Source organism: Lactobacillus sp. M0393, assembly GCF_016102025.1.
GTDB lineage: Bacteria > Bacillota > Bacilli > Lactobacillales > Lactobacillaceae > Lactobacillus > Lactobacillus melliventris.
On record NZ_JACFPK010000001.1, the window covers coordinates 109369 to 136139 of the forward strand.

Consider the following 26771-nt stretch of genomic DNA (forward strand, 5'->3'; position numbering starts at 1 on the left):
TTAGGAGGATTATTGAAATGGCAAATAAATTTGTAATCATTGGTGGCGGATCAACCCAATCACCAAGTATCTTGGAGGTTTTACGTCAACGTTCTGCTGACTTAGATATGAACCAGCTAGTTCTTTATGATATTGATGAAGAAAGAGTGTCTCTTTTAGGGCAGTACACCAAAATGTATTATAAAGAAACAGGTTCACCGGTTCATGTTTCTTACACGACTAACTTGGAAGAAGCTCTACAAGATGCAAACTTTTTATTCATGCAAATTCGTCCAGGTCTGAACAAGCAACGGGCTATTGATGAAAAAATTTGTATTCGCAATGGCGTTATTGGTCAGGAAACTTGTGGACTTGGCGGCTTTTCCTTTGCAATGAGGGTAATACCAGATATTATCGCTATTATTAAGAAGGTTAAGCAAATTTGTCCTGATGCATGGATTTTAAATTACACTAATCCAGAAGCAATTTTGTCAGAGGCAATTTACCGCGAATTTCCTGAAGCAAAGGTAATTTGTATCTGTGACATGCCAATTTCAATTGAAGGTGCAATTGCACAATACTTCCATAAAGATTTAAAAGATATTACCTTCAAATATTTTGGCATGAACCACTTCGGCTGGTGGACATCAATGATTGATGAGAACGGTCAGGACTTATTGCCACAACTGCGTGAGGACGTCCAGTCTGGCAAGATTGATACCCTTGCTCAATGGAATGACGAAACTCTTGATGACCAGTATTGGATTGATACATACAAGCGCATGATTACCATTTTCAAGCGTTTTCCTGAATATTTCCCTAACTGCTACTTGCAGTACTATTTGATGCCTGATGTAATGATGGCTGAATCTGATGTTAACTTCACACGTGGTGACTGGGTAATGCAGGGACGTGAAAAGAGAATCTTCACAGAATGTCGGCGCGTTTTAAAAGCCGGCACAGCTAAAGGCTCTTCACTTAATTCTGGTGTTCACGGCAACTACATCGTTGATATTGCTAACGCAATTATCCATAATACCCGCGAACGTTTCACCGTTAACCAAAAGAACAATGGTGCCATATCTAATTTTGATCCAGATGCCGTAGTGGAAGTTCCAGCATATATTGGCAGCATGGGTGCAGAAACCATTAGCATTGGTAAGATCCCAACTTTTCATAAAGGACTAATGGAACTGCAAAAAGCTTACGAAAAACGGACAGTTGACGCAGCATTATCTGGCTCATATCAAGTTGCCTTAGAAGCAGTTGTCCTTAATAAGACCATACCAGATTACCATGTAGGTAAAAAGGTTTTGGATGAGTTATATGAGGCTAACAAACAATACTGGCCGGAATTGCATTAAAAATATCACTACTAAAGATATCACTACTAAAAAGATTAGCTTTAACTGTAGTTATTGCTAGTCTTTTTTGTGAGTAATCAATTTTTTTATAGAAAAAAGACTAACTTTGAAGTAAAAGTTAGTCTTTTAGTATACTATTTGACTTATTTGATTAAGATTTAGTCATATACAATAACCGGCTCATGTTTACTTACATTGTGCCAGACCTGCTTAATTTCTCTGGGCTTAATATTAACACAGCCGTGTGAGCCACCTCTTAAATAAGCTTTTTTACTCCAGTCACCGCGCCAGCCAGCGTCGTGAAAACCGCAACCAGTCAAGGTAAACGGCATCCAGTAACTAACAGGTGAAGCGTATTTAGAGCCATCGTTGTTGCGTCCACGCAGTACCGCATGGCGTTGCTTATAGTGAATATACCAGACTCCTTGAGGCGTACGGTTATTCTTATTACCGTCCTTTGTCCCGGTAACAACATCGTTAAGGTGGACAACCACCTTGCCTTTGCGCACAATCCACATTTCCTGCCTTTGCAGAGAAACTACAATATAGTCATCGCCTATGCCATGATTATTTAAGCCGTAGCCTAAACCATAAGTGCTGTAGCCAAGACCAAAAATATAATTTTTGCCGTCCAGATTTTTAGTTCCATTCAAAAATGCCTGCTCAACAGCTGTTTGTGCTCTTTTGACATGCACGCCCCAGCCATAGCTTTGGTTTTTAATACTAATTTTCTTTTTTGCAACTTTATTGCCTTTTGGAACCGCAAAACTATAGCTTTGATGAATTGTTGAAACATCCTGGTCAATTTTATTAAGCTTTGCCGTTAAGTTTTCGCTGTTAAGAAAAGTGTACTTGCCTTTTCTATAAATTGCCTGGTTAATTAATTTTTGTGCTTTGAGTTTATAAACTTTGCCTGCAACATGGTAATTAACTACGGCGTGGCTCATCGTTTGCATTTTTTTGTTAGCGGCATCCAGATCAGTATTGCGGTATTCATAGCTTTGCTTATTGGGCATAGTTGTATGTTGCTTTTTAAAATAAGCGGCAACTTCCCGCTTTTTAATAGTCTTGCTGCTAGGATCATATTCAAGTGCAACTTTACCATTTTCCAGTGAAACCATGTTGTTCGCTTTCCGATTGATTTTGGTAGTTGCTTTATTAATTGTTAAGTTTCCAACTTCTACGCCATAAATATTAACATTAGGGTTAAAATGATTTGTAGCGAATGCTTTAGCCTGCTTTTGCGCTTCGACGTGATTGTTATACAACACCACGCCAAATACAACTGCTAAAATCAGAACTATTCCGATAATAATTAAAAGCAAGTTATTGCGGTTATTGTATTTTTTTAAATTTCTTTTTGATTGCATAAGTTCTACCACCGTTGGAATTTTCAAAAAAATAATTGCGGTTACAGTTTACCATCTATTGCGGCCCTAGTAAAATGCAAGATATAAGAATGTTTTTGGGAGGGATTGCTCAATGGAAAATGACCCATTAGTGTTTGATGTTAACATAGCTAAAGAAAAGCCTAATTCTTATCGTAAAGTAAAAAATAATTCTGGCTGTCCCTTTTGTGATGTGGCGGATTTGACCCATATCTTAAAAAAACAGGGTGGGATGATTTGGCTTGATAATAAATATCATACGTTACATGATACGGTTCAGACTGTTTTGATTGAGTCCAATAAGCATCAAGGTGATATTACCACTTATTCGCTTGATTATAATCGTTCTTTGATGCGTTTTTCACTGTCATGCTTTAAGCAGATGAATGATTCACACAAGTACAGATCGGTTTTATGGTATAAAAATTATGGCGAAAATTCTGGTGGCTCTCTTGCACACCCCCACATGCAAATAGTGGGTCTGGAAAAGATGGATGGTTATAAATATATTCAACCCAATAATTTTGAAGGTATAAGTCTTTTTAATAAAGATGGGGTTGAGGTTAATGTGAGCACGCATCCAATTCAGGGCTACATTGAACTTGATTTTAATCTTCTTGATGAAAACAGTATTGACGAATGGTCCGACTGGATTCAAAGCGGAGCAAAGTATATGCTAAAAGTTTTATCAAAAGGGCGTAATAACTCCTATAACTTGTTTTTCTATCCGCGCTTTGATCGGGGCATTAGTGCTAAATTAATCTTACGTTATACGGCATCACCGTATTTTGTCGGTTATAAGCTCTCACAGGTAGACAACAAGGAGAAACTGGTCACTGAAGCCGAAAATTTTAAGCACTTCTTTGAGTCTGGGTCAGTTTTAGAATAGTAAAATTTTTATTATGACTTTTTTATTAAATATTATTAAAACTAGTATATAACGGAGAAATTATTTGCGACTAGTAAGATCAAGCAATATAATAGCAAGGTGCTTTTTTTAAGGAGGATGCAAATGCACAGAAAAGAAACAAAAAACCTGGCTATTACTGCTATATTTGTCGCAATCTTTTTATTGCAAACTCTCATTCCTAATATCGGCTATATTCGCATATTGCCAACTTTGCCAGCTGTAACGACTATTCCGTTGACTGTTGCCATTTATTCTTTACTTATGGGACCAATTGCTGGGACCTTCTTTGGCATTTTCTGGGGCATTGTCCGCATGGTGCAGGCATATACGCAACCTGGCGATATTGTCAGCTTAATGCTCTTTCAAAACTTTGCGATTGCGGTAATTCCTAGTGTTTTAGCTGGTCTTTTCCCGGGACTGATTGGAAAATTAACTGCTAAAAAGAAAAATAGCATTAAAGAATTAAGCTACACATTTGCAGGTGCAGTGACTTCTTTAACTAACACGGTTTTTGTAATTCTATTAACCAGTCTAGTTTTCATGGGCAACTCTGCCAAACTGCTAGGCCATTTGGGCAGTTTTAGTCAAGGCACACCTTTAATTACTGCGTTAATAATTGCTTTAGGTTTGAACGGCCTGGTTGAGGCAGTATTTACTGCAATTGTGACACCAATTATTGTGACGCCACTCAACAAGGTGCTGCGCAGAGTGGGCTAAGAGAATAGAAGTGTTTTTAAGAAAAACTTAATATTCTTAATTGACCGTTAAAAATAAGGAAAAAGTATTCAGATAAGTCTTTCAATATCTGAAAGGCTTATTTTTTTATTGACATTCTTGCTTTCTTACATTAGTGTATTAGATAAATAGTACAGAAGTATTACAACGAGGACTTTGCAAATGACTGAAATTTTACGAGTAGATCAAGTTACTAAAACATACGGCAAGCGGGGCGAAAAGCAGTATCAGGCTTTAAAGGGAGTTAATTTTGCGGTCAATTCAGGCGAATTTGTAGCGATTATGGGTGCTTCTGGTTCTGGTAAAACGACTTTGCTCAATATCTTGTCGACTTTAGACAAGCCAACTTCAGGCAACGTTTTTATTAATCACCAAGACAACAGTACTTTAAATGCTAATCAGCTGGCTGATTTTAGAAGTCGACAAATTGGCTTTATTTTTCAAGACTTCAATCTCTTAGAGAATTTAACTAATCGTGAAAACATTGCCTTGCCTTTAAGTTTAAGAGGGATAGCTTCCAGAAAAATTGATCCCTTAGTTGATAAAATTGCGACTAGGCTAGGAATTAAAGAGATATTGGCTAAATATCCTGCTGAGGTCTCGGGTGGGCAAAAGCAAAGGGTAGCAGCTGCCAGAGCCTTAGTGCATGAACCGGCAATTCTGCTGGCGGATGAGCCGACGGGAGCCTTGGATTCTAAGAGCGCGCGTGAATTGCTTTTTACTATGGCAGATTTGAATCAAAACGACGGTATCACCACTCTCATGGTTACCCACGACCCGTTTGCCGCCAGCTTTGCCAGTCGCATTTTATTTATTAAAGACGGCCAAATTGGTGAACAAATGCTGAAAAACGGGCAGTCGAGGCAGGAATTTTATCATCTGTTAATTGATCACTTAGATACTGCTGAATAAGGAGAACAAAAATGATTTGGAAGTTGTCCTTAACGGGAATCAAGAGTCGCTTTAAAGATTACGCGGTTTTGTTTTCCGGCCTAGTTGTTGCCAGCATGATTTTTTACATGTTCCTCACAATCACCATTAATCCTACTTTTATCAAAAATGATGTTGCAGCACCAAGTAACTATGTCCGCTTTACCTTTGGTTTTGGTATCGTCTTGTTGGTAATCATTACTGCTATTTATTTGGTTTATGCTAATTCTTTTTTATTGAGCATGCGCAAACACGATTACGGGATGTACATGATGCTCGGAGCTAAGAGTACTAAAATCGGGGCACTAATTTTTCTGGAAACTCTGATAACCGGTATTTTGGCCACAATAGTGGGTATTCTGCTGGGTTTTGGTCTAACAGCCATTGTATCGCAGCTGCTGATATCACGTTTAGGCTTGACGGTAAAACATTTTGCCGTTATTTTACCCAATGCCATTATCTGGACGATTATCTTCTTCATTTTCATCTTCTTATTTGGTGCTTTGAAAAATGTCCGTAAATTAACCAAGACACCGATAATTGAATTATTGCGTGATGACCAAAAGCCGGTCGCCTACAAGCGTCAGCCGGTCTTGCACTGGATTCAAGGAATATTGGGTCTGTTACTTTTAGCAGCAGGCTACTTTATTCTGGGTCTTCCAGGCGGTGCTATTTTATTTATTATTCCAGCAGCGTTAGTGACCATAGTTGCCGGTTCATACTTCACATTTAATGCTTTTTTCAGTGCCTTAATTGGGTTCTTGCTTAACCGCAGAAGCTATTCTTATCATGGCATTCGGGTATTTACTTTAGGCCAGTTGAAGTTTCGGCTGCATGATTATACGCGAATTTTGACAGTAGTTTCACTGCTTTTTGCCTTGGCACTTGGTGCTATTACTGTAGGACTTAATTTTGGCACGCTCAGTGAGCAGCTTAAAGGCAATTTCTACTATGACACCACTATTATCAGTGATTCCCCAAAGGTAGCGCAGGCTAAAAGCAAACTGACGATTACTCGTCAACAAACTTATCATTATAAGGAACAGGGCAAGTATTTATACTTTAACCGCAGTGAATTTAATAATAATCCGGTTAAAAACGTCAAGTTTTACATGAAAAATGGTCAGCCTGCCTACAAGACGATCAACTTGCCTACTAAAAAATTAGATGTGCCAGCAACGTATGCTAACAATGCTTTTGGCGCTATGGTTCCTGATGGTATTGCTAAAATCATTCGCTTGGTTTCACCTGAAAAGTGGGCCGAGAAAAAAGGGCAGAATAAATTTGTCAGTTTCGTAAATGTGAAAAATTTCGATCAAGATTACCCCACCATCTTAAAATTACAAAAACAGCAGTTAAAAGAAAATTCTGCTTATGAGTATATATATACTTCGAGCAAGGCTGGCAGTTACCAGTTAATTAAGAATTTCAGCAGCGGGTTTGAATTTATGGGTTTCTTTTTAGGTATCGCCTTTCTAACCATGCTGGCTTCGACCTTAATGTTTAAGGTGTTAAGTGGTGCTGCCAGTGACAAGGTGCGCTACCAAATGTTATTTGAAATTGGCACAAGGGTAAAGATATTGCGTCAATCTATCAGAAATGAGATTGGAGTTCTGTTTCTTCTGCCCGGTGTATTGGGCGTAATCGACGTTCTTTTCGGGTTGAGACTGTTTAAATTGCTTTTACCGCACCCCTACCAGAACTTGTGGATTCCCTTTACGATTTTTATTGTGCTTTATCTGATTTATTACTTATTAACGGTGAAATTATATGAAAAAATCGTGCTTGCACATGAATAAATTTGGGGCGGTAATTAATACAAGTTTGTTTTTAGTAAAAGAAAAGGAGCAGTAATGATTTGGAAACTGTCCGTGACGGGTATTAAGAATAGGCTGAAAGACTATCTGGTGTTGTTTTCAGGCTTGATTGTTGCCAGCATGATTTTCTATATGTTTTTGTCAATTGCTACTAACCCTGTATTTATTAGTAAAGATGTTTATGGTAGAGAAGCATACCTGAATTATATTTTTACCTTTGGTATTATTCTGTTAGTGATCATTACCTCGGTTTATCTTGTTTATGCCAATTCATTTTTGCTGAGCATGCGTAAACATGATTATGGTATGTATATGATGCTCGGGGCCAAAAGCACGCGGATTGGCTTACTGATTTTTTCTGAAACTCTGTTAACTGGTTTCTTGGCTGTTTTGCTTGGAATAACACTGGGTCTAGGATTGACCACAATAGTTACCAAGGTGCTGGTAGGTAAACTAGGGCTGGAAATTACTCACTATAAGGCAATATTGCCGAGTGCGATAATAGGAACATTGCTTTTCTTTGTTATTATCTTTCTCTTAGGTGCACTGGGCAATATGCGCAAGCTTACTCGTACCCCAATAATCGACCTGTTACATGAGGATCAAACTCCCATTAATCTTAATCATCATCCAGTTTTGCGGGGAATTGAAGCAATTTGCGGTGTACTTTTGCTAGCGGTCGGTTACTATGTAATGACTTTACCTGCTAACTATATTTATCTTCTTATTCCCACCGCGTTAGTAACAATTATTGTCGGTTCTTTCTTTGTCTTTAATGGCGTCTTCACGGCTATTATTAATTATTTACTTAATAAAAAATCTTTTTCATATCGTGGCATTAATGAATTTACTCTGGGCCAATTAAAATTTCGCTTGCAAAGTTACACCAAGGTATTAACTATGATTTCAATTCTGTTTGCCTTAGCTTTAGGTGCAATTACCGTGGGACTTAATTTTGGCTCCATGAAGGATGAAGCGCAAAAAGGGATTTATTATGATGCTACAATTGTTAGTCAGACGCCAGCAGTTAAAAAAGCAGAAGCCAAGTTAACTATTACTAATAAGCAAACATATCATTATAAAGAAAAGGGGATGCACCTCTACTTTAACCGCGCGGAATTTGAAAAACAGCCGTTGAAAGAAATGGCAGTTTATTTTCATGACAATCAAGACAATTCCCCCACTTATAAAGTAAAAACGCTGGCTACTGCTAAACTGGATAAACCGCAAACAACGGAAAACAGTATTTTTAGCCAAATGGTGCCAAATGGTCTTCCTAAGAAGATACATCTAGTTTCACCAAAAAGGTGGCTGAGTATTGATGGTCAGGAAAAATTTGTCAGTTATATTAATGTGAAAGACTTTGTCCACGATTTTCCGGTGATCAATCAAATTCAAAAGCAACAATTGAGGGAAAATCGTGACTACAAAGATACTTACCTTAATTCAAAGCCATACTATTATAGTAATGTGCTCGGCTTTACCAGTGCGTTTGAATTTATGGGCTTTTTCTTAGGAATAGCATTTCTGACCATGCTGGCTTCGACGTTAATGTTTAAAGTCTTAAGTGGTGCTGCCAGTGACAAGGTGCGCTACCAGATGCTACATGAAATTGGTGCTAGACCACGATTATTGCGCAGTTCAATCAGAAAAGAAATTGGTACTTTGTTCACCATGCCTGGAATTTTAGGCATAATAGATGTCCTTTGTGGCTTACAACTGTTTAAAACATTGCTGAAGGCACCTTACCATAATATTTGGATTCCATTCACAATCTTTATTGTTCTCTATTTAGGCTATTATTTGTTAACAGTTACTCTATATGAAAAAATTGTGCTGAAAACTGAATAATTTTAAAGTGAGGTATCAAAGCTAGACTAATATATTTTAATAATTATTTTGTTAAGGCTTGACGCCATTTAATCGGCGCCAAGCCTTTTAGTCTGCTCTTGATTCTTTTATTGATGTAATACCTAATGCAATCAAGCGAACGGTTGCTATCGCTTTAGAAAAAAAGATTTTTGCAGAGTGATATCCGCTATGATTATACAACTACATCAAAAACACCCAGAGAACTGCTTTACGATGAGTAAACCAACTGAAAAATATTTTTTCTTTGCGGAGTTGCGGCCCAAGCTTTCTTTTAAAAAACAAAAAAAGCTAACCAGTTGGACGGAATTGACACTAACAAAAACCCATTATTCAAAAAATAATGTTTTAAAAATTAATTATTAAAATATGTTCAAGAAAACAGTTAACTCATTTAAAACATGGTAGCGCTAACTATAATTAAGTCAAAAGGTGGTCTACTTGAAGGAGCTAACCAGAAAGTTTGGTGATCTTGATGCAAAAATTAAAAAATATGCGCGTTGGACTGATAGAACTTTGTGCGACACTTATTATTGGCGGTTTGATGATAATCGCCGGCATTATTTTAGGCTTGGATTTAGCTTCCTTAATTATTAAGTTATTTAACGGTTTAATAAAACCAAATGTGCCGAATTTTAACGTCATTATTAGTTTTCTGAGGATAAATTCGGGCATGCAAGTCGTTATGTTACTGGCAGCCTTAATAATGTTGGGCGGTATTGTAATAACTTTGAGGTTAACCAGATCCACTTTAAGTAATCTAGCTGAAAAAGAAGATGCACCTGCAATTTTTCAAAAACATTCAGGGCTAAAAATAATTGAAGTAGTTTTAGGGTTGACGGCAGTAGTTGCAGGCTACTTTATGTTAAATCTACCTAGTCAAAGCCTGTTTGACACTGTATTGCCGGCATTTATCACAATTGTGTCAGGTACTTATTTGCTTTGTCACTCGTTATTAAGCTTGGTGCCAGCAAATTGGTTTGCCAAAATTAATTTAACTAAAGGAAAAACGCAGCAGGGACTTTACCATTATGCCAGCGTTTTTACTATCATTTCACTACTCTTCGCTTTGACTATGGGCGCTCTGGCTTTAAGTCATGACTTTAATGCTTTTCCTCAAGTTATTAAAAGGGGCACATATTATGATGGGGTAATTGTTAGCAACACCGCTAATATTAAAAACGATGTGGCGCAACTAAAAATTAAAAAGCAACAAACTTATCATTATAAAGAAACAAAAGGGCACTTTTATTTTGTTCGTAATGAGCTGGCAGATAATCCAATTAAGTATGTCAAAAATACCGGCAGAAGCAATTTTCAAGTCAAATCTATCAAGTTAGACCAATTGAATAAAAATTCTCTAGCAGGTAACAGTTTCCGCGAACTCGTTCCTAATAGCAGTCAAAAAGAGAAAATAATTGCACTTTGTTCAACTGCAGAATTAAATAAGGTTAAGGGTAAAACTAAATATCTGACTTTGGTGCAGCTAAACAGTTTTGATAGAGATTGGCCATTTTTACTAAAAATTGAACATAAGCAGGCTCAAAGTAATCTTGCCTATAGTCACCTCTATAGCAACTCTAAGGCGGCTACTTATCAGCTGATTTTGGGGATGAGTAAAGAAATGAAGATCTTGGGCTATTCAGTGGCATTTGTGTTTGGCGTAAGTCTGATTACTGTTTTAATGATAGTAGTAAAAGCTGCTAAAAGAGAACAGAAGTTAGCGAATGAGAGGCTGGCTCAAAGAGCATGGCAGAGCAAAACAGGACTTTTGTTCTTTGTTCCTGCAACATTTGGTGTCTTTGATGTTTTGTTTGGCTTAAAATTTTTTGATCAGGTTTTGCCAACAGCATATTATAAAGTTTGGCTACCAATAGTATTGATGTTACTAGTTTATTTTGTTATTTATCTGATAACAGTTCGGCGACATCACAATGCTGAATTTTAAAAAATTTAGACAATAAAAAAGCGCGCTCCTGATGTGAACCCCAAAATTAGGACACTTTATATTAGCTGCTAACTGAGGACTAACTGCCGATATTCAAGCGGAGTTAGTCCTTTTAGTTTGATTTTGATTCTTTTCTGATTGTAATATTCAATGTAGTCTCTAATCGCATCTTCCAGTTCAGTGAGATTTTTAAACTGCTTTTCAAAGCCATAAAACATTTCTCGTTTGAGTATGCCGAAGAAGCCTTCCATTAATCCATCATCAAGGGAATTGCCCTTGCGTGACATTGACTGGCTAATGCCATGGTTTTTGAGCCAAGCTTGAAACTGATAATTTTGATATTGCCAGCCTTGATCGGTATGGAAGATCAAACCATTTAGTGCCGGATGTTTGTCCCAGGCCTTTTTTAACATATCCATGGTCTGCTTAAGATTAGGGCTGCGGGAAATAGTATAGGAAACAATCTCTTGGGTGCAGCCATCAATGATCGGTGATAAGTAGGTTTTTTGCCCCTTGAGCTTAAACTCCGTCACATCTGAATACCATTTGTGATTGGGATAAACAGCACTGAAGCTGCGTTTAATCAGGTCAGGCTTAATCGGACCCTGAGTGCCGCGATAGCTGCTGTATTTGTGCCAGCGTTTACTGACTATGCCAAACAGTTTCAGCTTGTTCATTAAGCGCTGCACCTTTTTATGGTTGATTAATAAACCGCGACGCCTAAGCTCTGCAGTAATGCGGCGATAGCCATAGCGGTGCTTGTGTTCTTCATAGATAGCTTTAATTTCAGCCATTATTTCTCGATTATTCCGCTCTTTATCCTTCTTCTTTAAAGTGTAGTAATAATTACTGCGGGATAGATGGGGCAGATTCGGATTGGCATTAATGGTATCAAGAATAAAAGTTACGCTGACTTTAAGCTCGCGCCTTAGTTGGGTAACTGCCTGAGCTATTTCCGCGGCTTGCGGTTCTTGGTCCGCTGGTCGACTAAGACGCTCAATTTTTTTACGAATCGTTCTCGATTTTCAGCTTCAAGTTCTGCTGGCGTAAGCGTTCGTTCTCTTGCTTGAGCCGATGATTTTCCTGTTTGATCAGCTGTTCTCTTTTGGTCATGGGGCGGTCGTCCTTTCTGCTTGTTAACGATATTATACCCATTTTTACGATATTCGCGCAGCCAATTAGACAACATGCCACGACTTTTTAAACCTAAATCTAGTGCTACGTGATAAAGGGGTTCATGGTCAATTATGATTCGCTTGAGAGCTTGCTCCTTAAAATTACTTGTATAAGCAGTGTAAGGCTGATCTAAAATGGCTAGACCATGACGGTCAATTAAAGCTAACAAGTAACTAATATTAGTCCTGCCAACCCGATAACGCTGACTTAACTCAGCAGGGCCGATTTGATAATCATGCCAAAGATGATAGATTTCAATTTTATCTTGTTTAGATAATTTAGACATAAAGATGACCCCCAAATTTGTCCTAAATTTGGGGGTCATATCATCCTGAGCGTGCTTTTTATTGTGTTTATTTAATGAAAGATAATGCCCAAAATCAGCCCAAAGACTTGCATTAACTGAAACCAAAACAAATTTTGCGGAGCCAAGTCAAAAGTTGTGGGTACTCTGTGCTTGATATTATCTTCGTCAACCCAAAAAGCCATATCCTTGGTCTGCTTCTGTCTGAATGCCTGCACGTTTTTGTATAACTTAGGTAAAGTTACAAAAATTAATAGTTGCCAAATGGGTAAAAGGCGAAATATGACACTGATAGCGACTATTGCAAATGGAGCCAGGGTTAAAAAACTAAATAAGTTTAAGGAATTTTTTACGCCAATATATGAGGGCAGGGTGTGACGGCCATTAGCCAAGTCTTGCTTTAAGTCGCAGGTATTATCCGCCAGCATTGTCGCCGCGTTAAAGAATGCTTGCGGTAAAGCTACCCAAAAAATTAATAATAGATTGGCTAAGTTGCCTCCGACACTAAATTGCGGCCAATCAAAATTCAAATAGGCTAATTGGGTTACGGGAGAATTGATGTAAACCGCTAAGAACATAATTCCCAGCCCTTCGAATAAGCCGGCAAGAATTTCGCCTAGCGGTACTCTGGAAAAGGGAACGGGCCCGTAGGTGTAAAATACAGCGACAAAAAGTCCGGGAGCGCCGATCAGTAAAATAAAAAGATTGGTTCGCACAGTTAGCCAAATTCCCAAGACTGCTGCAATTAAAAGTAGGCTAAGCATAACCGCCATTGCGGTTGCTGGTGATAAATTACGTTTGCCAATTAAATTATGTTCTTTTTGATAATCCTTGCTTTTAGCCAGACGATAATCTTGCACATTATTAAAACCAGTTACAAATAAGGCAATCGCGCCTTGAGCAACTAGGTATATTAAAGAATTCTGCCAACTAAAAGTATGAAAATAAAAATAAGCAAACAGTATCCCTAATAAATAGGGCATTAAGCTGTTTAACTTGGTATTAAGCCGTACCAGTTCAAAAAAATCAGTTATTGTGAAATGACTGTACTTCGTTTTAGCTTCCATTGAATTTTCCTTTCAGAACATCATTTAACAGAGAAAAATTAATTACTAGTTTTTAAGTTTTGCAAGTCTATAGCCATTACCTGAAAACAATTTGAATTTATTTTTCAAGCCGGAAGTAATATATACTTTTTTCTTTTTGGTGATAAATATTGCTTCTACACCAGGTTTATGTTCCACATAATCATAGCCTTTTTTCAAACCGCGATTAAATACAGCAGTTGAAAGGCCATCGCCAGTGGTTGAACGCTTGGCAATAATTGTGACACTTAACAAGTTGTTTTGACAAGGGTAACCTGTTTGAGGATTCATTAAGTGGCTATAAACTTTATTACCGACTTTGAGGTATCGTTCATAAATACCTGATGTTACTGCAGTTGCATTCTTTTGCGGTAAAGAGCCGATGGCATCACCACGCGCAGCGCTGGGATCCTGAATACCTACCGTCCAGTTACTGTTATTCGTAGGAGAATTGCCCATAACATAAACGTTTCCGCCTAAATCAATAATCGCGCTGGTCACACCATTTTTTTGCAAAACTTTCATGACTTCATCAGAAATAAATCCTTTGGCCATGCCACCTAAATCGAGCATCATTTTCTTTTTCTTAAGAAAAACAGTTTGTTTCTGATCATTAAAAACCACATTATGATAATTAATTAATGGCAGCCGTTTTTTGATGGTGCTTGGCTTAGGTTTATGTGCGTCAGGAAAGCCAATCCGCCATAAACTGGTAATTGGTCCGATTGTTAAGTCGAATGTACCAGCGGAAATTTTACTATAATAATAAGCATCTTTGCACATACGGTAAATAGTGGGAGTAACTTTTACCGGTTTAATTCCGGCATATTTGTTAATTTTGTCTATTTCACTGCCTTTTTGATTAACGGTAGTTTCAGTGGCTAACTGTTTAATGCGCTTAAAACCCGCTTTTAAGGCTTTTTGCTGGTGTTGATTGTAAATTTTAATGGTGCAAACTGTTCCCATTAGAAATTGAGTATCTGAAGTAGGGGTAGTGGTAACAGCGGTTTTGGCCGGTGCTGTGTCTTTACTCTGAGTTGAGCAAGCTGTCAGGTTGAAGCTTGCTAATAGTGATACGAGTAGCAGCAAAAACTTGTTTGTTCGCTTCGTCATATAATTTATTTCTCCTAATAAAAAAGAGCGGCTAAATGTCACTCTTTTTGTGATTAACTAATTATCTTTTTATTCCTGGTAAACGATATTGTCAACCTTGATAGTTCCGCTTTTACCTTTTTGAGCGGCATTAATTAGTTGTTCAGCGTAAGCAATAAATGAATGAGAAGATTCTGTTGCTCCTGAAACAGCTTGTACTTTTTCAGTATTTCCTTTAGCTTTGATGAATTCCTTTTGTAATTTTGGAATGTATTCTTTAGGACCAACTTTGTTAACCTTCTTCATTTGCTTTTCATAAGCAGCATTCTTGGTCTTAGAAACGCCCTTTTTGTTAACTTGGTCGTAAGTAAAGTCACTGATTTTACCTTTTTTAATTACCATAGTTAAAACTTGACGATAGCCGTGACTATAATTCTTTTCAGCTAATTTATATGTACCATCTTTCATCTTCTTATTATTATTGATGTGAATGGTGGCTGTATCACCTTTTTGAGCGGCTTGAGTTAGCTGGTTAACATAGTTCTTTAAAGTATTACTGGAACTAGTGGCTCCAGTAACAACTTGAATAGCGCTCGAATTAGCACCATTTGCCGCGAATGATTTTTGTAGTTGCGGGATGTATTCCTTAGGGCCAATCTTTGCTTGAGAATACTTCTTCATTTGTGCTTCATATTTAGTATCCTTTGACTTTGACTTGCCGTTCTTGTCTACATTGTCATAGCTAGTGTCTGTAACCTTGCCACCTTTAACAGTCATAGAAACCTTTACTTTGTAGCCATTGAAATAGTTGTCTTCTACTAATTTGTAAACACCGTCTTGCAGTTTACCACCGGCAATTTGCTTAGGAGCTTTCTTTTTCTCAACTTTGCTTACCTTTGGCTTAGAATCGCTTGAAGAACTTTTCTTAGCTGTTGTTGAACAAGCACTTAATAAAAGTGTAGAGAGTGCCAGAATGGCAGTACTATATATTAAATTATTCTTTTTCATAATATCTCCCTCAGTAATAATAAAAGATTATAACATTGTGTACGTGTTCACTTACTATAATTATAAGATAGAGCTCTACTTTGTGCAACTACAAAATATGAAAGCGAAAACTTATAATGATAGCAATTAAATCGTATAAGTAAAATATTACGAACATAGTTTGTGAAAGTGACCACTTTACCATAGTCCAAAACACTAGTATAATATAATATAACTAGTATATTCGCATTAAGGAGTGTTAAAAGTGGCTGAAACAAATATTGTAGTTATTGGCGGCGGCTATGGTGGTCTGTATACGACTAAGCACCTTGCCAAGAAATTAAAAAAGCGGCATGATATCAAAATCACGCTGATTGATAAAAATCCTTATATGACTATGATGACTTCACTTCATGAAGTTGCGGCTAACAGGGTAGAAGCCAAAAGTTTGAAATATGATCTGCAACGTTTATTTTCGCGGAGAAAAAATGTTGATGTTGTAACTGACAATGTTACCAAAATTGATCAATCTGCCAAAAAAGTTATTGGCGATAACGGCAGTTATCCCTACGATTATGTCATATTAGCTATTGGTTCGCAGCCTAATGACTTTAATACTCCTGGTGTTAAAGAAAACGGCTTTGTTTTAGGCAATCTGGACGATGCAGAGCAATTACGTGACCACATTGATATGATGGTTCATTTAGGTTCTAAAGAACGCGATCCCGAAAAGCGGGCACAGTATCTTAACTTTGTCGTTGTTGGTACCGGGTTTACTGGCACTGAAATGGCAGGAGAATTAAATTCTTGGCGTGGTGATTTAGCTAAAAAATATAATCTGCAAAAAGATGACATCAAGATAACAATGATGGAAATGGCACCAACGGTTATGAATATGCTTGATCGCTCTGATGCTGATAAGGCAGAAAAATATCTCTTAAAACAAGGTGTAGAAATTAAAGTCAATACCGGTGTTGTTGGTGTTCATGAAAATTATATTGATCTTAAAGATGGTTCAACATATCCGACCAGAACTTTAATTTGGACTGCTGGTGTTAAAGCTGTTGATACTGCTAAAAACTTTGGTTTTGAGACTGGCAGAGCTGGCAGAATTATAGTTAATGAATATTCCCAAATTCCAACTGATCCACATGTTTACGTCATAGGAGACGTTGCTCTTTATGATGCTAACGGCAGCGGCCGCGGTGAACCACAAGTGGTTCAGGGAGCTGAATCTGCTGGTAAGTGTGCTTTAAGAAATATTTTGAGCCAGATTAACGGCGGTGAACCAGTCAAATTTAAAGGGACTTATTCAGGATTTATGGTTTCTTTAGGGCCTGCCTGGGGTGTGGCCTCTCTTGTTAATACTTTTCATCTGAGCGGCTTTTTCGCCATCTTAATGAAAGACATAGTGGATATGATTTACTTTATGGAAATCTATTCTGGTCACTATCTCTTCCATTATATTATGGATGAATGGTTCAGAATTAAGCGCCCAACTTTATGGCGCGGTAATCTTAACCGGTATGGCAATGTCTTATGGACTGTACCTTTGAGAATTTACTTAGGCTTAATGTGGTTAGTAGACTGCTGGTATAAAGTTCAAGGCAGTGGTTCTTGGTTTACCAACAAATTGCAACTGCATTTTCCATGGCTTGTGCAAGCTGCAACCAGTGGCGCTTCACAAAAAGCTGCCGCTACTACAGCAGCAAGTGGCAAGGCAGCGACTTCTGCTGCTCCTGCACTATTTTCCCTAAACTATGATTATGGTCACTCACCAATGGCTGTTTTTGATAAAATGCCAAACTGGGTACAATCAATGACTAAAGTCATGATTCCTAACAAGGATGCGGCATTAGTTGCTCAAAAGACAATGACGTGTTTGGAAATTGCATTAGGAATTATGCTGGTTTTAGGATTATGCACGTGGTTTGCCGGTGGCATGAGTGCAATTTTTGTAGCTATTTTCTGTCTATCAGGAATGAACTATTGGGTAAATGTTTGGATGATATTTGCGGCAATAGCAGTTATGAACGGTTCTGGTAGAGCATTTGGTCTGGACATGTGGTTTGTTCCATGGCTGGAAAAGAAGCTTACTAAGCTGAGATATGGTATCTTGAAACCAATTTATCATGTCGATAAAAACGGGGTAAAGAACTAACAATGCTAACTCTAAAAAGTCCTATGGTTTTATCTGTAAGACTTTTTTAGTTTTATTGTTAGTGAGGTAATACATGAAAATTTTAAAGAAGCTTAAACTTGGTGATTTTTTAATAATAGTAGTTTTATTAATCATTAGTTTTACTCCTTTTTATATGTTGCACAATCAGGAAAAAGCTGACGATCAAATTATAGGAATCGTCAAAATTAATAATCGTGAAGTGAAAAGACTTTCTTTGGCTAAAGATCAGAAATGGCGTTATCAAAAAAATGGTAAAATTAATATTGTACAAATAAAAAAGCACAAGATTCGGGTAATTGATGCCAATTGTAAGGATCAAGTATGTGTTAAAGAAGGCTGGAAAAGCGAAAGCGGGGATACAATAGTCTGTCTGCCACATAAATTTTTAATTGAGCTAAAAAATAAAAATCAAATTGACGATAATAAATAGATTTAAATATTATGACTGAAACAAATAATTATTTACGCACATATGTGTTTACAGGAATTCTATGCTCACAAGGAATTATTCTTAGTGTTGTTGAGCAAATGTTTCCTTCGCCCTTTTTCTTTGCACCTGGTGCCAGGCTTGGTTTAACTAATATTATAACGATGATCGCATTAATGATTTTACCTTTTAATAATTGTATTTTACTGACATTTTTGCGCCTGGTGCTAACTGCTCTGATGACAGGAGGTACTGGTACCTTTTTATTTGCTGCAGCAGGGTCATTTTTAAGTCTGTTTTTAATGAAATTATTTTTACCGCTGGTTCCCAGATTTTTCAGCATAATGGGGGTATCAATTCTTGGTGGCGTATGTCATAATTTTGGTCAATTATTAATTGCAGCGCTGCTAGCACATAGTAAATATGTTTTATTGTATCTGCCTTTATTGACAGTATTCGGAATTCTTTCTGGAACAATAGTTGGTCTTGTCAGCAGCTACTTATTGCATTATGTTGATGCATTAAGTTTTATCAAAGGAATAATTAGTAAAGGTAATTAACATGTCAAGGCTAGAAAAAGAGTTACAGCAAGTCCAAAATACAATTCAAAAAAATATCCGGACGCCAAAAGGTAAACTGGGAGAAGCAGTCAGATATGCGTTTTCTAAGCCTGGCAAGCAATTACGTCCTAGTTTCGTTCTATTATTTGGAGAAATGGGTGAAAGCAACAGGGAACAGAAATTAATTAATATTGCCGGTTCGATTGAAATACTGCACAATGCCACTCTGATTCATGACGATATCATTGATAATTCAAATGTTAGAAGAGGCAGGGCATCGGTCCAGGCTAAATATGGTAAAACTATAGCATTATATGCCGGAGACTTCTTATTTGCTTTGTCATTACAACTGCTAAGTGAAAACACTTCAAAGATAACGAACTTGCGTGCAAACGGCAGCACTATGCAAAAAATACTTGCAGGTGAAACCACTCAGTTTGGTAATGAATATGATATTACAATTACGGAAGAAGAATATCTTGAACAGATTCGGGGCAAAACGGCTAGTTTATTTGGTTATGCCTGCTATATTGGTGCTCTTGAAGGTGGGCTTAGTAAAAGACTGGCCAGAAGTGCTCAGCAAGTAGGTCTGCTATTTGGTCAAGCATTTCAATTGCGAGATGATATATTAGATTACACCGCTTCTACTGCTGAATTAAAAAAGCCGGTATTATCAGATGTAGTTAACGGTGTTTATACTGGGCCGCTAATTTTTGCACTGAAAAAAGATTCTTCTGGTAAATTGAAAGATTTAGTGAAGAAGGGTAAGAAACTCAATTCTGCTCAGCTAGAGCAAATTGACCTTCTGGTGAGTGAATTAGGTGGAATTAGGCATGCACAAAATTTAGCAAATGACTTTACAAATAGCGCATTGGCGCTACTTGAGAAAAATTTTGCTAAATATCCGGGATATGAAAAGGTCGCTGATATTGTCCGTAAAATGCTTACCAGAAATTGTTAATTATAAAAAAAGAGGTTGACTTAATGTTTGCTATGACCTCCAAATTAGGAGTCAAAACAGTTCAACCTCTTTTATTTTGATGAAAATATTTAAAAGTTAGCTAAATTAATTGTTAATTTTAGATCTATGCCTTTTTGGGTTTACGAGTGAAACCAAATATGACTTGTAGAATCACCAGAACGCAGTAAGCCAGCAGCATGTAAACCAAAAGACTAATGTCTGCTCTAGTGGAAGCAAACCAGTACCACTGATTCCCTTCAGTACTATAGATTAAATCAGCCAGACCTATTAAAGCTAAAATCAAAACATTAATAATTGCAAAAATCCATAAGTTGCCATTTTCATGTTTAGCAACATATATAATCGACCAGGCTGCTGACCATATTCCCCAAAGACCGGTAGCAGCAATTATAATCCAGTAAAAAACCGTAGCAAACATATTTATGCCTCCTCAATAATTCTATTTTACCATAAAGCTCACAAAATCACATGTTTATTTGTCACTATTTATGATGGTGATTAATCAACAATTTTTTCTAAGAATAAATTTAATAGAAAAGTCTTAAAGCTTTGCTAAAAATAATTGTAAATTTATCTTGACATGCTAATGTTCTTTTTTTATAATTCTAAGTATTAAATTAAATTTTGGGAGGTGATTTTAATGAAAGCTAAATATTTAAATATGCGAAGTAATGCTGAAAATATTATTGCCCAAAATTTAATTGCCTTGTTGTTGTCGCGTAGGACTTAGCTTGAATAGATTACTTCTAGTAATTTTACATGTTGAGCCCTTGTTTGCGTCTAATGAATGGGGCTTGACTAATAACTAATTTAAGCCTCATTCATTAAGTGAATGAGGTTTTTGGTTACCAAGCTATTTATAAGGAGAAAATGATGAATAAATTTTCAAAGAGAATGTTGCGTGTCCTGACGTTGGGAATGGCTGGCTTAGCGTTAGCAGGCTGTTCAGTAGCAAAAAGCGGGGGAGGCAAGGGTACACACCAAGATAAAGATACAGTCAAGGTCGGGATTAATATTGAGTTGTCTGGTACTGCTGCCGGCTACGGCAGTGCTGAAAAACAAGGTATAGTTCTAGCCGCTTCTGAAATTAATAAGGCTGGTGGAATTAACGTCAATGGGCATAAGAAGAAGCTTAAGTTGCTTATCCGTGATAACAAGTCCTCAATTGCTACTTCGGCTTCAGTCGCTGCACAATTGGTAACCAAGGATAAAGTGGCTGCAGTTGTAGGGCCAGCTACTACTAACTGCGGCACAGCAGAAATTCCTAATGTTACCAAGGCTTCTGTTCCCTGCGTTAGTCCATCCGCAACTGATCCAAATTACACCAGACAGAAGAACGGCAAAGTGCAGCCTTATGCCTTCAGAGCCTGCTTCCAAGATACATTCCAGGGAAAGAGTGCAGCTAAGTTCGTCGACAATAAGCTGAAAGCCAAACGGGTAGCTGTCTATGCTGATAACTCCAGTGATTATGGTACAGGTTTAGCTAAAGCCTTCAAGGAAACTTATAAAGGCAAGATTGTAGACAGTCAAACATATTCTGCCGGTGATAAAGACTTCAACGCTGTTTTAACTTCATTTAAATCTAAGAAGATCGATGCTATTTATGTACCCGGCTATTACACAGAGCTTGGTTTGATCATAAAGCAAGCACGTCAGATGGGTCTAAAAGCTCCAATCGTTGGTGGTGACGGCATGTGTGATCCTAAATTAGTTCAAATAGCAGGTGCTAAAAATGCAACTAATATTTATTACACTACACCATTTTCAACCAATGTAGCTGCTAAAAACCCAGATTCAAAAGCTGCTAAGTTTATCAAAGCATACAGAGCTCGTTACCATTCAGAAGCGCCAACGTTTTCAGCTTTAGCTTATGATGCAGTTTATTTAGTAAAAGCGGCGATTGAGCAACAAAAATCCGATGATTCCGTTAAAGTTGCTGCAGGTCTGGCTAAGATAAAAGACTTTGATGGTGTTACTGGTAGGATTACTATGGATAAGTTCCATAATCCTGAAATGCCGATCGCTATTGAAAAATTGACTAATGGTAAAGTAAGCGACTCATTTCGTGTTGAGTAAATAAAAATAAAAGGAGTGCTTAAATTTGCAAACAGTTTTACAGCAAATCATTAATGCTTTGTCACTGGGATCAATTTATGCCTTACTGGCATTAGGCTACAGCATGGTTTATGGCATTATTAACTTAATTAACTTTGCTCATGGCGATATTTATATGTTAGGTGCATTCTTTGCCTACTATGTGATTAATGCTTGGCATTTTAACTTTATTACAGCACTGCTTTCTGCAATGATTATTGGTGCAGTTTCCGGTGTAGTGATTGAATATTTTGCTTATCGACCACTACGTAAATCACCTCGAATAGCAGTATTGATTACGGCTATTGGCGTTTCGTTCTTACTGGAAAATGGTATGTCATATTTTGTAGGTTCAAATGCTCGCAGTTTTCCGCAAGTAATTGAACAGGTTAATTACAATATTGGTGGGGTACAGATTTCAAACGTTCAAATTTTGATTTTGGCTACTGCCTTGATTTTAATGGTTTCATTACAATTGATTATTCAAAAAACTAAGATGGGGCGGGCGATGCGTGCAGTTTCTGTCGATCCTGCTGCAGCTGAATTAGTTGGTGTTAATGTTAATCATACAATATCATTTACCTTCGCTTTAGGTTCTGCCTTAGCTGGGGCTGCAGGTATTTTAATTGGAATGTATTATAACCAAATTGATCCTTTAATGGGAATGACACCTGGTATTAAGGCGTTTGTGGCTGCCGTTTTAGGTGGAATTGGTTCAGTACCTGGAGCTTCTCTTGGTGGCTTCTTAATCGGAATTTTAGAGACATTTTTCCAGTCAATTGGCTTGTCGGCATATAAAGATGCAGTCGTTTATCTGGTATTAATAGTTATTTTGCTTTTCTTACCTGCTGGCATTTTTGGCAAAAATACTAAAGAGAAGGTGTAGGTGGCAAAATGAAATCGAATTGGAAATACATTTTGTCGTGGCTGTTATTAATGGTAGGCGGATTTTACCTAATCAATGCTTTGATAATGGTTGGCGTCATAGATGATTTTATTGAAAACATGCTGGTCACGATTGGAATAAATATTATCTTAGCAACTGGCTTGAACCTGATTATCGGCTTCAGTGGTCAATTTTCTCTTGGTCATGCAGGTTTTATGGCAATAGGAGCATACGCTACTGCAATTATTACTCAACGTATGAGTAGTGAAGCTGGCTTTTTAATCTCAATGCTCGTAGGCGTACTTGTGGCTATTGTGATTGCAGCAATTATTGGGACGGCTACCTTCATTCGCTTAAAGGGTGATTATTTAGCAATTGCTACTTTAGGAGCAGCTGAAATTATTCGGAATGTCATTAATAATTTGAAAATTACTGGTGGAGCAGCCGGATTGTACAATATTCCGCAATTATGTTCATGGCCTACTGTTTATATTTTAGTTTGTGTAACTACAATTATCTTGACGAATTTTATTCGTTCGAAAAATGGTCGAGCAATTAAGGCTGTGCGGGAAGATGAAATAGCTGCTGAAGCAATGGGTATTAATACTACCAAATGGAAATTAGCTGCTTTTGTCTTAGGAGGCGCGACAGCTGCAATTGCCGGCAGTCTCCATGCTTCATTCTTACAAACAATCTCACCTTCAAACTTTGGCATTATGGAATCAATCTCTATCTTAGTTATTGTTGTTTTGGGTGGTGTTGGCAGTATGACTGGCACATTTGTAGCAGCAATCGTTTTAGGAGTTTTAGACACCGTTTTACAAAGCTTTGGTGCATTAAGAATGGTGATCTATGCTATAGTTTTAATATTAATCATGATTTTCAAGCCATCGGGACTTTTAGGTAACTGGGAATTCTCCCTTAAAAATTTAACCCGCCATTTCGGTAAAAAGGAAAGGAGCTAGATATGCCACACTTATTAGATGTTGACCACGTAGTGCGAAAATTTGGTGGGTTGACTGCCGTTAATGATGTTTCACTCCATCTGGACAAGCACGAACTAGTTGCCTTGATTGGACCTAATGGTGCCGGTAAAACCACTTTGTTCAACTTGCTAACTGGAATGGTGCAAGTCACTAGTGGAAAGATTAATTTACAAGTTGATGATAAAAATTATGATTTAACCCATAAAAGCGCAGTTCAAATTGCAGATTTAGGCTTGTCCCGTACATTTCAAAATATTCGCTTATTTAAAGACTTAACAGTAATGGATAATGTTTTAACTGCAATGACAAATGAATATAAGGAAAACTTTTTAACAACAGTTTTTCGCTTACCGAATTTCTATAAAACCGAAAAGGAAATGAGAGCAGCCGCCCAAAAATTACTGGCAATTTTTGATTTGACAGAAAATGAGCAAACTCTAGCTAAGAACCTGCCCTATGGAACGCAAAGACGTCTAGAGATAGTTCGAGCATTAGCAACACATCCGCAGATTCTTTTCTTGGATGAACCAGCGGCGGGGATGAACCCTGAGGAAACGGCAGATTTGACTAACCTTATTAAGTATATTCAAAAAGAATTCCAAATCACGGTTTTGCTGATTGAACACGATATGTCTTTGGTCATGAACTTGGCGGAAAGGATCTACGTACTTGATCAAGGTGAAATACTGGCTACCGGATCACCTGAAGAAATCAAAGCAAATCCTAAAGTTATAGAAGCATATCTAGGAGAGGGTGATGACTAGATGGCAATGTTAGAAGTTCGTGACCTGTCTGTAAATTATGGTGTTATTCAGGCTGTCAAGAATGTCAGCTTTGAAATTAACCAGGGTGAAATTGTAACCCTGATTGGTGCAAATGGTGCCGGCAAATCAACTATTGTTAAAACCATTTCTGGTTTACTTAAACCTAAAAGCGGTCAAATTTTTTACCTTGGAAAAGAAATAGATCATAAAAGTGCACCACAAATTGTGAGTGCAGGCATTTCACAAGTAGCTGAGGGTCGTCATATCTTTGCTGGCATGACTGTAATGGAAAACCTGCAAATGGGTGCATTCTTACAAAAAAATCATGACGAAGTTTCTAAAACGTATAAAGAGATTTTTGAGCGTTTCCCAATTTTGCAAAAAAGACGAAGTCAGGATGCTGCCACTTTATCTGGTGGTGAACAGCAAATGTTGGCAATGGGGCGTGCCTTAATGGCTAAGCCTAAATTATTACTACTTGATGAGCCTTCAATGGGTTTATCACCCTTATATATTCAAGAAATTTTTAAAATTATTAAAGAACTAAACGAAAAAGGTACGACTATTTTGTTAATTGAACAAAATGCTAAACAAGCATTGTCAATTGCAGATCGGGGCTATGTGTTGGCTACCGGTGTAGTGCAATTAAGTGGTACCGGTCAAGAACTATTAGCTAACCCAGAGGTGCAGAAAGTATACTTTGGCGGTTAGTACATAATAAAACTGTTGTAATGACAATGATGTTAATTCATTGTTAAGTCAGATAGTGAAAACTATAGAGTTTACTTAAAATTCTGAGGAGGTAATTTTGATGACAACGAAATATTTAAACAAACAAAACAATATTAATATCTTTCAAATTCAGAATTTAGTTGCCTTGTTGTTGGAACGCAGGACTTAACATGCATGAATTACATTATGTAATTTAAAAGCAGTTAAGCCCTAGTTTGCGTGTCAATGATTGGGGTTTAACTAATTAATAATTTGAGCCTCATTCATTGAATTGAATGAGGCTTTTTTGTTGGCATTTTAATTAATTTTAGAGAGTAAAGGAACTTAAAGATGGATAATATTAGTGGTATTAAAAAAGTAATGAGTGTTGTTGTTACTGGTGTGGCGGCTTTCATGCTGGCAGGCTGTACTGTAGCAAAAAGTAGTGGTAATACTGGTACTAAACAAGATAATAAAACTGTCAAGATTGGCGTTAACATGGAATTGTCTGGAGCTGCTGCTGGTTATGGCAATGCTCAAAAGCAGGGAATTGAACTAGCCGTTAGTGAAATTAATAAAAAGGGCGGCATTGACGTTAACGGTCAAAAGAAGAAAATTAAGCTCATTGTGCGTGATAATAAAACAGCTATTGCCACGTCTGCTTCTGTTGCAGCCCAATTAACTAATAAAGATAAAGTTGCGGCAATCGTGGGACCGGCCACTACTAATGCGGGTACAGCCGAAATACCTAATATTACTAAAGCAAAAGTGCCAAGTGTCAGTCCTTCAGCGACGGATCCGAATTACACTTTACAAAAGAATGGCAAAGTACAGCCATTTGTTTTTAGAGCATGCTACCAAAATAACTTTCAAGGTAGCAGTGCTGCCAAGTTTGTAATGAATAACGTTAAAGCAAAAAGAGTAGCCGTTTACAGTGATAACTCAAGTGATTACGGCAATGGTCTGGCTAAAGCATTTAAGAAAGCATATAAAGGTAAAATTGTTGATAGTCAAACTTTTTCAGAAGGTGACAAGGACTTTAACGCTGTTTTAACTTCGTTTAAAGCAAAGAAGGTTGATGCTATTTACGTTCCTGGTTATTACACTGAAGTGGGTTTAATCATTAAACAAGCACGTCAAATCGGAATTAAAGTGCCAATTATTGGCAGCGATGGCATGGCTGATCCGAAACTGGCTCAGATAGCTGGAGCTAAAAACGCAAGCGGAATCTACTACACAACACCATTTTCAACTCAAGTAGCTGCTAAAGATCCGACAGCTTCTAAATTTATGCAGAATTTTAAGAAGCGTTACCATGAAGAAGCACCAACTTTTTCAGCTTTAGCTTATGATGCTGTATATATGATCAAGGAAGCAATCGAAAATGAAAAATCTGATGATTCAGCCAAAATTGCTAAAGGGTTAAGCAATATTCAAAACTTCATTGGCGTAACTGGCAAAATTAATGTTGATAAAAACCATAATCCTGAAAAGCCACTAGCAGTAGAGGAATTAATCAATGGTAAAGTAGGGAAAACTTTTAAAACTGAATAATTTTGTTAAAAAAATAATAAAAGGCTCACATTTTGATGTGA

At 37.3% G+C, this 26771-nt stretch carries 23 protein-coding genes and 1 pseudogene; 17 read left to right on the forward strand and 7 right to left on the reverse strand.

From position 1 onward, the window contains the following. The first annotated feature begins 17 nt into the window (after positions 1–17). On the forward strand, positions 18–1343 hold the full coding sequence (locus H3R29_RS00550; RefSeq protein WP_046324182.1) for a maltose-6'-phosphate glucosidase: 1326 nt from the start codon (positions 18–20) through the stop codon (positions 1341–1343). A gap of 158 nt (positions 1344–1501) precedes the next feature. Here the strand turns inward: H3R29_RS00550 and H3R29_RS00555 are convergent, their stop codons facing one another. Beyond that, entirely contained in the window at positions 1502–2713 is a 1212-nt protein-coding gene (locus tag H3R29_RS00555; RefSeq protein WP_198202260.1) for a L,D-transpeptidase, read from the reverse strand. A 112-nt stretch (positions 2714–2825) separates the two neighbouring features. Here H3R29_RS00555 and H3R29_RS00560 point away from each other — a divergent pair, with 112 nt between their 5' ends. The 5 genes from H3R29_RS00560 to H3R29_RS00580 all read left to right on the forward strand — a co-directional run bounded on the left by H3R29_RS00560 (position 2826) and on the right by H3R29_RS00580 (position 8974). Beyond that, positions 2826–3620: a DUF4931 domain-containing protein gene (locus H3R29_RS00560; protein ID WP_198202261.1), complete on the forward strand. Its 795-nt coding sequence runs from the start codon at positions 2826–2828 to the stop codon at positions 3618–3620. Positions 3621–3743: 123 nt separating this feature from the next. After that, on the forward strand, positions 3744–4358 hold the full coding sequence (locus H3R29_RS00565; protein ID WP_198202262.1) for an ECF transporter S component: 615 nt from the start codon (positions 3744–3746) through the stop codon (positions 4356–4358). A gap of 180 nt (positions 4359–4538) precedes the next feature. Continuing rightward, entirely contained in the window at positions 4539–5288 is a 750-nt protein-coding gene (locus H3R29_RS00570; RefSeq protein ID WP_198202263.1) for an ABC transporter ATP-binding protein, read from the forward strand. An 11-nt stretch (positions 5289–5299) separates the two neighbouring features. Then, positions 5300–7105 (forward strand): FtsX-like permease family protein, encoded by a 1806-nt coding sequence (locus H3R29_RS00575; protein WP_198202264.1) that lies wholly within the window; start codon positions 5300–5302, stop codon positions 7103–7105. 54 nt (positions 7106–7159) lie between these two features. After that, positions 7160–8974: an FtsX-like permease family protein gene (locus tag H3R29_RS00580; protein WP_198202265.1), complete on the forward strand. Its 1815-nt coding sequence runs from the start codon at positions 7160–7162 to the stop codon at positions 8972–8974. Between the two features lie 43 nt (positions 8975–9017). Here H3R29_RS00580 and H3R29_RS09205 read toward each other — a convergent pair whose 3' ends face one another. Continuing rightward, positions 9018–9101, reverse strand: a complete 84-nt coding sequence (locus H3R29_RS09205) for a hypothetical protein (protein ID WP_370448576.1) — start codon at positions 9099–9101, stop codon at positions 9018–9020. Positions 9102–9467: 366 nt separating this feature from the next. Between H3R29_RS09205 and H3R29_RS00585 the strand changes: the two genes are divergently transcribed. Next, entirely contained in the window at positions 9468–10940 is a 1473-nt protein-coding gene (locus H3R29_RS00585; protein ID WP_198202266.1) for a hypothetical protein, read from the forward strand. Positions 10941–11008: 68 nt separating this feature from the next. Here H3R29_RS00585 and H3R29_RS00590 read toward each other — a convergent pair. From H3R29_RS00590 to pplA, 4 genes and pseudogenes are all read right to left on the reverse strand, one after another. Beyond that, positions 11009–12402: pseudogene (locus H3R29_RS00590) on the reverse strand (IS3 family transposase). 71 nt (positions 12403–12473) lie between these two features. Then, positions 12474–13487, reverse strand: coding sequence for a UbiA family prenyltransferase (locus H3R29_RS00595; protein ID WP_198202267.1), 1014 nt, complete (start codon positions 13485–13487; stop codon positions 12474–12476). Positions 13488–13532: 45 nt separating this feature from the next. Then, positions 13533–14618 carry an FAD:protein FMN transferase gene (locus H3R29_RS00600; protein WP_198202268.1) on the reverse strand — a complete coding sequence of 362 codons (1086 nt, stop codon included), beginning with the start codon at positions 14616–14618 and terminating at the stop codon, positions 13533–13535. A 69-nt stretch (positions 14619–14687) separates the two neighbouring features. Continuing rightward, the gene (gene pplA / locus H3R29_RS00605; protein ID WP_198202269.1) at positions 14688–15605 is read right to left on the reverse strand and encodes an extracellular electron transfer flavoprotein PplA; all 918 of its coding nucleotides are present in this window, start codon (positions 15603–15605) and stop codon (positions 14688–14690) included. 244 nt (positions 15606–15849) lie between these two features. Between pplA and H3R29_RS00610 the strand changes: the two genes are divergently transcribed. From H3R29_RS00610 to H3R29_RS00625, 4 genes are all read left to right on the forward strand, one after another. Further along, positions 15850–17745: an FAD-dependent oxidoreductase gene (locus H3R29_RS00610; RefSeq protein ID WP_110445502.1), complete on the forward strand. Its 1896-nt coding sequence runs from the start codon at positions 15850–15852 to the stop codon at positions 17743–17745. Positions 17746–17818: 73 nt separating this feature from the next. After that, on the forward strand, positions 17819–18196 hold the full coding sequence (locus tag H3R29_RS00615) for a NusG domain II-containing protein (protein WP_110445503.1): 378 nt from the start codon (positions 17819–17821) through the stop codon (positions 18194–18196). Between the two features lie 11 nt (positions 18197–18207). Next, complete coding sequence (locus H3R29_RS00620) at positions 18208–18753, forward strand: Gx transporter family protein (RefSeq protein ID WP_198202270.1); 546 nt, start codon at positions 18208–18210, stop codon at positions 18751–18753. Position 18754: 1 nt separating this feature from the next. Beyond that, positions 18755–19714 carry a polyprenyl synthetase family protein gene (locus tag H3R29_RS00625; RefSeq protein WP_198202271.1) on the forward strand — a complete coding sequence of 320 codons (960 nt, stop codon included), beginning with the start codon at positions 18755–18757 and terminating at the stop codon, positions 19712–19714. A gap of 124 nt (positions 19715–19838) precedes the next feature. Here H3R29_RS00625 and H3R29_RS00630 read toward each other — a convergent pair whose 3' ends face one another. After that, on the reverse strand, positions 19839–20153 hold the full coding sequence (locus tag H3R29_RS00630) for a hypothetical protein (protein WP_046324199.1): 315 nt from the start codon (positions 20151–20153) through the stop codon (positions 19839–19841). Positions 20154–20605: 452 nt separating this feature from the next. On the opposite strand from H3R29_RS00630, the gene H3R29_RS00635 reads away from it, so the two are divergent. The 6 genes from H3R29_RS00635 to H3R29_RS00660 all read left to right on the forward strand — a co-directional run bounded on the left by H3R29_RS00635 (position 20606) and on the right by H3R29_RS00660 (position 26730). Continuing rightward, positions 20606–21811, forward strand: coding sequence for an ABC transporter substrate-binding protein (locus H3R29_RS00635; RefSeq protein WP_370567369.1), 1206 nt, complete (start codon positions 20606–20608; stop codon positions 21809–21811). Between the two features lie 25 nt (positions 21812–21836). Next, a complete protein-coding gene (locus H3R29_RS00640; RefSeq protein WP_110445506.1) occupies positions 21837–22715 on the forward strand; it encodes a branched-chain amino acid ABC transporter permease in 879 nt (292 codons plus the stop codon). Between the two features lie 8 nt (positions 22716–22723). Continuing rightward, positions 22724–23680 carry a branched-chain amino acid ABC transporter permease gene (locus H3R29_RS00645; RefSeq protein WP_198202273.1) on the forward strand — a complete coding sequence of 319 codons (957 nt, stop codon included), beginning with the start codon at positions 22724–22726 and terminating at the stop codon, positions 23678–23680. A gap of 2 nt (positions 23681–23682) precedes the next feature. Then, positions 23683–24465, forward strand: a complete 783-nt coding sequence (locus H3R29_RS00650; RefSeq protein WP_198202274.1) for an ABC transporter ATP-binding protein — start codon at positions 23683–23685, stop codon at positions 24463–24465. Further along, positions 24466–25176, forward strand: coding sequence for an ABC transporter ATP-binding protein (locus H3R29_RS00655; protein ID WP_110445509.1), 711 nt, complete (start codon positions 24466–24468; stop codon positions 25174–25176). 351 nt (positions 25177–25527) lie between these two features. Next, complete coding sequence (locus tag H3R29_RS00660) at positions 25528–26730, forward strand: ABC transporter substrate-binding protein (RefSeq protein ID WP_370567370.1); 1203 nt, start codon at positions 25528–25530, stop codon at positions 26728–26730. The last annotated feature ends 41 nt before the right edge of the window (positions 26731–26771 follow it).